Below are 8594 nucleotides of genomic sequence, written 5' to 3'. Positions count from 1 at the left end.
GGATTAAATCCGCCTTGGGTAATATCCACATCTTTGACCACTTGACCATTGGTTTGCACTAAGGCGGCAGAAAAAGCATCTTTTAATTGCTGACTGTAAGGACTATCTGAGTTGTAAAAAACTACCACCGAAGCGGGAGAATTATTTTTGTCAGCGTATGTTGCCAGAGTTTTTCCCACCCCTTCTAAATAGTTGGCAAATAACTCATTGGCTTTTTGAGATAAGGAGATGGTTTTGAGAATTGATTCACCGGGAACGGTACTGGAAATACTGGTGCTAATGGGGGATAAAACGGCTAATTGGGCGCGTTCATAGCGGGCGATCGCCTCCCGAGATGCCGCATCCACTCCATGTCCCATCACCCCCAAAACATTGGGCGATTGAATCAAATCTTCCGCGAGAGAGGGAGCTTTTCCCGGTGAGGATTCATTGACAATCACCACCTCTAATAATCGTCCCGGCAATTGCGGAGAATTGTTATACCGTTCTTGTTGTAATGCTACTCCCCGCAATACTTCTTTAGCGGAATTTTCACTGGCAGAAATAGGAACAACCACCGCAATCGTCAGGGGATTTCCGGCTTGTTTAGCCTTAGAATTATTAAAATAAATCTTCGCTTCCGGGTCGTTGGGGTCAGTTTGTGCCGCTTGCTGATATTGGGCGATCGCTTCGGTCCAATTATTCTGACTAAATGCAGTCGCCCCGGCTGCTTTTTGGTTAAAATTAATCCCGGGATTAAAGAGAATCTTTTCTCCTTGACTGATTAGTTCGGCATTAACCGCAGTTTGACTCACCTTTGCTAAGGGGTCGATCGCCCCGGGTGAGACGGCAAAACTCCCAGAATTGCTCTCCACCACTTCGGGTTCACGAGTTCGTCCGAACAGATACCAGGCACTCCCCCCGAGTAATAACACCACCAGGGCGATCGCCGCCAACCCAGGCAGATTCGACCCCCTGCCGCCAGATATGACCGTTTTACTACCCTGGGGAGACTTTTTCCCCGTCATAGCCTCCCGAGGTAACCCACAAATAATACAATCTGGGGTGTAGTTTTCCTGGGGAGGGTGGGGGCCAGAACAATTCGGATAATGCTGCCCATTTTTCGGGACTCCATCACAGATCCAACTTTTTGGTGTACTCACCTTAGACAACCTCTCTACTCTCAATCTCTGTTCTTATTCTAAAAGTTAGAATCACCAAAATCCCCCATTAATCCGCAATCAATCTCCCCCAACCTTCCAAAACTCCGGTCCAAAGGGGAACGCTTGCCATAAAATAGGTTAAGGGTTAAGGGTATCCCGCCCCTTTCAAGGGTTTCGGACCGCCCAGGGGTTTCACCCAACCTCGATTCTGTTGTCGTCATTACCAGCAATTCTTATGGGTCTTAAAATTGTTCAAAACTTTGGGGGCAGCTTTACCCTCAACCCAGAAACCCAATCGGTTCTATTTGAGTTATTAAATAGCCCCAATTTTGTTCATCAAGTTGCTGAGGCAGCCCAGTGTCATCAAGTTGAGTTTACTGAGTTAATGTTCCAACCTGTTCCCTATAGCGAACAGACTCCCAAAGGAATGCCTCGGGAATTTGAACCCTATCATGAATCCGAGGATTACCTTATAATTAATGTCCCCCCAAACTTTATGTTTAAAGCCAAAATTTTCAACCCCACTCGTATCTGTGTTATTTATCACAAACTCAGTTAAAATCATCCCTAAACACTGGGGATCAACCCTAGGGGGAACGCCGCTGAACCGAATCGCCGGTATTCCCTCGCGTCCAAATCAAAGAACTTTTTTCTGGATATCACTTATGACCGATATTTCATCCTTGTCTACTCTTGAATTTTTACCCTATCTTGATGTTGAGGGAAACTGCAACAGCGATTTTACAGGCAAAGTCGGGGTTTATGCCATTTTTGATGGGGAAAAAACTTTACAATATATTGGATATTCCCGAGATATTGTCTTGAGTTTGAAACAGCACCTGATGCGAAAACCGGACTGTTGCTATTGGATTAAAGCTCAAACGATTGATCGCCCTAGTCGGACAATTTTAGAAGAAATTCGGGCAGCATGGATTGCAGAAAATGGGGAGATGCCTCTAGGGAATGGCCCTGATGAAGCCCAATGGACTCAGGCGATCGATGTTAAACCCTTGATGACAGATGAGGAACGGGAAAAATATGAAAAAGCGATCGACGAACTCACCCAGATGAAACTCTTAAAACAGGTGTCACGCCGTGTCGAAGCCAATCTATTAGCGGTCCTGGACTCCCGGGGACTTAAAGAGGCCATTCGCTTTAATCCCAAGCTCAAAGAAAGTGGTTTGCTAGACTTAAAATAATCCAGGGTTGTGCTGTATTATTTACACCAACGCTGTGATTGTCCTTCTAACCCCTACTCTGTCAAATTCCATGAACTCGGTACTGCTCAATAATCGCTATCGTATCCTTCAAGAATTAGGGATGGGTGGATTCGGCCAAACTTTTTTGGCTGAAGATACTCAAATGCCTTCTAAACGCCGATGCGTCATCAAGCAGCTTAAACCTGTGACAGGCAATCCCGCTGTTTATCAAATGGTCCAAGAACGATTTGCGCGGGAAGCGGCTGTTTTGGAACAATTGGGGGATGGAAATGCCCAAATTCCCAAGTTGTTTGCCTATTTTGAATTAGAGGGGCAATTTTATCTGGTTCAAGAATGGATTGAGGGGGGTACTTTAGGCAAAAAAGTCCAAACCGTGGGGACTCTGAGTGAGGCAGAAGTGCGATCGCTGTTGACGAAAATTCTGCCGGTCCTCTCCTATGTCCATAGTTTCCGCATCGTCCATCGGGATATTAAACCCGATAATATTATGTTGCGACCCTCGAACCCGGGCAGTTTTTCCCCAGGGGAGGATGTACCCGTCTTGATTGACTTTGGTTCAGTCAAAGAAACGATGGCAACGGCGATGAGTTCTTCTGGAGGGGTAACTAACTCGATCGCCATTGGCAGTCCCGGGTTTATGTCAGCGGAACAAGCTGCCGGTAGACCCTTGTATTCCAGCGATTTGTATAGTTTAGGACTAACAGCGATTTATATGTTCACCGGGAAAATCCCCCAGGAATTTCCCACGGATCCGGCAACGGGTGAGATACTTTGGCGGTCTTATGTACCCCGGGTGAGTCCCGGTTTAGCGATGGTTCTCGATCGCGCCATTCGGTTTAATCCCCGCGATCGCTTTCCCACCGCACAAGATATGTTAGATGCCTTAAAACCCGATGTCAACTCTCAAGTCTCTACTGTCGCCGTCGCCCCGGTAAATCGTGCGCCCGTACCCCCTCCCTCCCCGTCACCCTACGGACAATCATCGCCTCAACCCTCCGGTATTTCCCCCAGGGCAGTCGGCATTGCTGCGGCAGTGTTAGCGGTATCTTTTCTCATCGGATTTGGCATCACCCAAAACCGCGTGTCATCCGATTCCCCAATTGCGACACCCCCTGCCAATAATCCCCCTCCGGTTTCTCCACCCTCCTCTAATCCACCGCCGACTCAAACTCCACCCATTATTTCCCAACCCACAACTCCAGAAAGACCCCCAGTGGTTGTTCCCCCGGAGGAACCCGAACCTCCCGTGGTTGTCCCTCCCTCGGAACCCGAACCTCCCGTGGATGTGATTCCCCCGACGGAACCCGAACCTCCTGTGGATGTGATACCGCCGACGGAACCGGAAACGCCTGTGGATGTGATACCGCCTGCGGAACCGGAGACGCCTGTGGATGAGATGCCGCCATCAGAACCGGAAACGCCTGTGGATGTTACCCCGGAACCTACAGAACCAGTGGGCGATCGCCCGACTCCTGAAGAGTCAGTGATTGACTACTATTCTAATATTAATAACCGAGATTATTCCCAAGCATGGAATCAACTCGATCCGCGATTTCAAACCACTCAATCCGGAGATTATAATACTTACACGAACTGGTGGGATAGTGTTTGGCTAGTCAATGTTCAGGATGTTAATGTAGTCGCCAGTACCCCTTTTTCTGCCATTGTAGACACAACCTTAACCTATACCATGCAAGATGGCAAAATTTCCGATGAAACCCTGCGAATGTCCCTAATCTGGGATGAGGAAACCGGCACATGGGCGATCGAACAAACCAGTCGCCTCTAATTTCCCTTAACTCAACGTCCCGACTTCAGTCGTTATCTTTCTTAAGTTCGTAGTAACGACTGAAGTCGTTACTACGAACAGGCAGAAATTCATCCTTTCCTAACAAAATGATCCATTATGAAACCCTTCGCTGAAAGGGTCGCCTTAATAAAGTCACCCAACGAACCAAGCGATCGGCCCCATGATTAAAATAATGCTCCGTTAAGGTATCTTCACCCCCCCAAATCGGAAACTTATCCCCCACTCGACTAAAGGTGTCGTACACAATAAATCGCGCCAATTTCCCGCGAGAACCGGAAGCAGAATAAATCATCTGGCAGGGATAAGCAATATTTCCAAACAAAGAAGGAATCAATCCAATAAAAAACGCCACCCAAGGGATTTCCTTCCCTTCTCCTGCCGCTTGAAACATCTGAAGTGACGTATATAAGGTCCGAGAAATGGGTCCGCCAAAAATCAGGAAAAATACTAACGTGCCTTCATTAATCAATCCTGCCGCATACAACAACGGAGAAATAATATACTCAAAAACTTTGACAAACACCTTCATCCCTAAATGAACGCCAAAGTCTCCTAAATATTCGCTACTATAATCATTGTGTAAATGATGTAAAAAATAGTCCGATTCTTCATCCGTGATTTGCTTGCGTTCCATCCACCGTTCTAATCGGCGATTCACATAATCCCTCGCTACCTTTAATCGATATCTCCGGAAAAATAAAACTTTAAAGAATCCTCGGACAAATCCAAAATAGGGAATAGAGGCAAAAAACTTGAACACCTTGACCGGCAATCGTACCAGTAACTTGTAAGGAACCTTTCGCCCTAATCGCATCAATTCTCGAATGTACCATCGCCAAGGATTCTGAAGATATCGATTCGCTTCAGTCTCCGTTATTTTACCTTTTTTCAATTGATAGTGAATGCTACGTTGAAACCTGGGCATCTCTTTCCAATTTCGTTGATGATACCCCAAATATTCGATATCAGAAAGCATTTCATCATAGGGTTTTGACCCTAGAGTTTCTTCTAAACCGACCCGATTCATTTCAATATAGGCATTTAAACGGTCCATATCCACATCATCAAACAAGGGCCGTTTATGATGGAAACATTTCGGCAGGTAAAAGGTAAATAAGGTCAGGAAATTTAAGGGAATTAACGCCGGAACTCCCGATTCTAAATCAATCCAGACAAACTGATAATTATCGGGGTCATCTTGAGTTAATAAAAAATTATTTAAAGCAACTGGATTTCCTTTTCCCGCTTGCCAGACTAACCCATCAAACCCTGATTTAATCAGCCATTTTTGCAAGGGTTGCATCACCCGATGAACCAGAACCTCTACTTGCCAATCTTTATCATGATTAAAGGGATGATGCAGGGCAACTGCTTCGCCTTTACTAAATTCTGTATCCAATTGATAAGACTTGCTTTCCTCATTCCACCCCCTATCTGTGGCATTGGCAACGGTGAGATGTGACCCGAACCAAAATTGCACCAAGTTCTGTAAAATTCTCCGGCGGTAGTAGGCGCAATTTAACGCATCTTCATTCCAAATATAGGGGTTGGGTGCGCCGAAAAAAAAGTAATGAATTAAATGAGTGATTTTATCACCATAGAATATTTTTCGAGCAATTTTACCATCGGGACTGTCCAATAAAAAGACTTCACCGGAACGGCCTGCCCCTAAGAATTCCATGTTAGAATTGGTTTGGGAGTTTATCATATTTTTTTATAATCATATAGAATATAGAAAGAGGTTTCTTTAATTTAATCAAATTTTTCTTTTATAGCCTCTATCTGGAGGGTGATTCTTCCTGAATCCATAAATCATTTCTGAGGGGAGTCTGCATCGCCAAGGCATTGATACCTGATACCGTAAAAGCTAAAAACCGGGTTTCTGTTCTAAATTCTTGAGAAACCGCCATCAATCAGACGTAGAAACCCGATTTCTTATCCCTTGTCTTAACTTCTGACCTAACCTCTTCGGGAGATAATTCAGCCCCTTTCCCGTCACGTCTCTCCCTCAAAAAATATCCTTACGCTTCTGCACCCATAAAGTCAACCCTAAATACACCGTAGCGTGCAACAACAACATCCCCCAATTTAACCCCAAATTGGCCCAAGTTGGCTCATAAATTGCCGTCGGTTCAAATGGCAAGGGCATCGTAGTTCCATCGGGCAAAATACTCGGTTCCGGGACCATTGCATTCACATCCACCAACGACCCATACGCCCCCACGGACCACCGACTCAGCATCAACCAGGAAATCACTCGTCCCACCCCTTCCATGCTAAATAATACGCCAGCAAAAATAATTTGGGGTAGCAATAACAGGGGTAAAGAACTATTCGCCTGAGAACTATTTTTCACCAATGCAGAAACCAGCAATCCCAGACTCATACTGGTAAACAAGGTCAAAAAGGTACTAATTCCTACCCCAATCGGCCAGTAAATTAATTCCGGTTGCGGACTCTTGAATCCTATTAAAATTGCCCCTACCATCAACAGAGTTTGCAGTAGCGCTAATCCCCCTAAAATCACCAATTTAGAGCCTAGATAGGGGAATAACCCTAAATTCACCAACCGTTCCCGCATATAAATCGCCGATTCTTTGACAATTTCTTGTAAAGATGTAGACAATCCAATCCAAATCGCCGCACAGGTAAACACAAATAAAACCCGCAATGCCAAAGGTGCTAAAGTCGCTTCTGGTTCCCCAATTAACGGGTCTTTGTCCCGAATCGCTAAAGTAATTAAACTAATCCCAATCGGTGCGGTTAATAACACTAATCCTAAGTTAATCCGGTCCCGTTGCATCAATTTAAAATAGCGTTGAGTCAGCAGAGAAAGCTGCTGAAAACCGGAGGGTTTGACTTGACTGGGAGGGGCGAATGACGACCCTTTGCCCGTACTCAAATGATTTTCTACATAATTGCGATAATAGGGGGACTGCCGAAAGCTATTAGCCCATTGTGCTGCGTGTTCTTCCCCTTGTTCCAGTTCGTTGTAAATATCAGCAAAATCACCGGAATTGATGCGGAAAAATTGGAACGCTTCATCCGGTGGGCCAAAATAACAGGGATGTCCTCCTCGTCCCATAAAGACGACCCGATCGCAAAGTTTAATATTCGCCGTCGCATGGGTGACTAACACAATCGTCCGCCCTTGATCCGCCAACTTCCGCAACAATTGCATCATTTTTTTATCCAATCCCGGGTCAAGTCCCGAAGTCGGTTCATCTAAAAAGAATAATTTCGGGTCCGCCAGTAATTCCACCCCGATACTCACCCGTTTGCGCTGACCCCCACTCAGTTGATTCACCAATACCGTCTCGCGATCGCCCATTTCAATTTCCGCCAGGGTCTTGGTAACCACCGCCTCCACATCCGTATCCGGTGGCAAGCGTAATTTCGCCGCATAAGTTAGCACTTCTCTCGCCGTAAGCTGTCCGTGGATAATATCATCCTGGGGGACATACCCGATTTGAGTGCGATAAATATTAAACGTCGTCCGTAAATCATCCCCATTAATATACACCCGCCCCTGAGTCGTCGCGTCAATTCCCAACAAAGTTCGCATCAGAGTAGACTTGCCTGTCCCACTCCCCCCCACCAACGCCACAAACTGTCCCGGTTCGATCGCCAAGGTGACCTGATTTAACAACTGCTTGACTTTTGTGCCATCTTTGACCTCACGCACCAACCCCTCCGCATCCAAGCGAATCTGACTGCCTTGATCGAGGACCTGTAACTCATCCCCCCGGAGTAACAAGGTAAACGGACCAATCCGAATCGTTGCGCCGTCAGTCAGACCCTGGGAAGTCTTCACCCGTTGACCATTGACAAATACCCCATTTGTGCTATAATCAGTTATCGTATAATTATCAATCACCGCATGACGACGGGAGACAATCGGCGCATCCAATTGGAGATTGCCGGATGGGTCTCGTCCCAACACCACCGATCGCCCAGCTAACGAGAGCGATCGCACCTTGGGGGCAACCCCTGCACTCGCCGGATTAACATAAGTGAGAAAAATTTGGTCTTTAGGATTTTGACCGATGCGAATTTGCGTCCCATCGCGCAATAGAAACCCTTCCTTCGGGGTAATTCGAGTGCGATCGAGAAATAAACCATTGGTACTCGGATGTTGTCCATCGCCATCATAGATGTTATACTCACTCCCCACCTGAGACAGAACCGCATGAGCACGACCCATAACTTGCCAATCCGGGGGAACCACCAAATCCGCCCCAGAACCGCGATCGCGTCCCAGAACATGGCGACTGGTGGTCAACTCCAGACGCATCACCTGACCCTGATTATTCAGTTCCAGATAGGGATTGAGACTTAAAACCGTTTGTTGTCCTGGGGGATTGGTCATTTGTCATTTGTCCTTTGTTATTGGTCATTTGTTATTGGTCATTTGTCATTTGT

General features: G+C 46.3%; 7 protein-coding genes. 3 read left to right on the top strand and 4 right to left on the bottom strand.

Annotation, left to right across the window (positions count from 1 at the left end):
* Nucleotides 1-1142 (bottom strand): ABC transporter substrate-binding protein (locus J0895_RS14740; protein WP_207088821.1); only part of this gene is annotated, 1142 nt, incomplete at its 3' end.
* A gap of 235 nt (nucleotides 1143-1377) precedes the next feature.
* Between J0895_RS14740 and J0895_RS14735 the strand changes: the two genes are divergently transcribed.
* From J0895_RS14735 to J0895_RS14725, 3 genes are all read left to right on the top strand, one after another.
* Nucleotides 1378-1701 carry a hypothetical protein gene (locus J0895_RS14735; protein ID WP_207088820.1) on the top strand — a complete coding sequence of 108 codons (324 nt, stop codon included), beginning with the start codon at nucleotides 1378-1380 and terminating at the stop codon, nucleotides 1699-1701.
* 106 nt (nucleotides 1702-1807) lie between these two features.
* Nucleotides 1808-2341 carry a GIY-YIG nuclease family protein gene (locus tag J0895_RS14730; RefSeq protein ID WP_207088819.1) on the top strand — a complete coding sequence of 178 codons (534 nt, stop codon included), beginning with the start codon at nucleotides 1808-1810 and terminating at the stop codon, nucleotides 2339-2341.
* A gap of 70 nt (nucleotides 2342-2411) precedes the next feature.
* Nucleotides 2412-4151 (top strand): protein kinase domain-containing protein, encoded by a 1740-nt coding sequence (locus J0895_RS14725; protein ID WP_207088818.1) that lies wholly within the window; start codon nucleotides 2412-2414, stop codon nucleotides 4149-4151.
* A gap of 115 nt (nucleotides 4152-4266) precedes the next feature.
* Here J0895_RS14725 and J0895_RS14720 read toward each other — a convergent pair whose 3' ends face one another.
* The 3 genes from J0895_RS14720 to J0895_RS14715 form a co-directional block, all read right to left on the bottom strand.
* Nucleotides 4267-5880, bottom strand: coding sequence for a hypothetical protein (locus J0895_RS14720; RefSeq protein ID WP_242541322.1), 1614 nt, complete (start codon nucleotides 5878-5880; stop codon nucleotides 4267-4269).
* 70 nt (nucleotides 5881-5950) lie between these two features.
* The gene (locus J0895_RS26420; RefSeq protein WP_277989845.1) at nucleotides 5951-6082 is read right to left on the bottom strand and encodes a hypothetical protein; all 132 of its coding nucleotides are present in this window, start codon (nucleotides 6080-6082) and stop codon (nucleotides 5951-5953) included.
* 98 nt (nucleotides 6083-6180) lie between these two features.
* Nucleotides 6181-8541 (bottom strand): ATP-binding cassette domain-containing protein, encoded by a 2361-nt coding sequence (locus J0895_RS14715; protein WP_207088817.1) that lies wholly within the window; start codon nucleotides 8539-8541, stop codon nucleotides 6181-6183.
* Between the last annotated feature and the right edge of the window lie 53 nt (nucleotides 8542-8594).

Source organism: Phormidium pseudopriestleyi FRX01, assembly GCF_017313335.1.
GTDB lineage: Bacteria > Cyanobacteriota > Cyanobacteriia > Cyanobacteriales > Laspinemataceae > Laspinema > Laspinema pseudopriestleyi.
Note: the sequence above shows the minus strand (reverse complement) of the source record. Positions and strands in the feature narration are given on the sequence as shown.

Bases quoted from the DNA above. Each gene is read 5' to 3' on its own strand.
- J0895_RS14735 (WP_207088820.1), top strand. From the start codon at position 1,378: ATGGGTCTTAAAATTGTTCAAAACTTTGGGGGCAGCTTTACCCTCAAC.
- J0895_RS14730 (WP_207088819.1), top strand. From the start codon at position 1,808: ATGACCGATATTTCATCCTTGTCTACTCTTGAATTTTTACCCTATCTT.
- J0895_RS14725 (WP_207088818.1), top strand. From the start codon at position 2,412: ATGAACTCGGTACTGCTCAATAATCGCTATCGTATCCTTCAAGAATTA.
- J0895_RS14720 (WP_242541322.1), bottom strand. From the start codon at position 5,880: ATGATAAACTCCCAAACCAATTCTAACATGGAATTCTTAGGGGCAGGC.
- J0895_RS26420 (WP_277989845.1), bottom strand. From the start codon at position 6,082: ATGGCGGTTTCTCAAGAATTTAGAACAGAAACCCGGTTTTTAGCTTTT.
- J0895_RS14715 (WP_207088817.1), bottom strand. From the start codon at position 8,541: ATGACCAATCCCCCAGGACAACAAACGGTTTTAAGTCTCAATCCCTAT.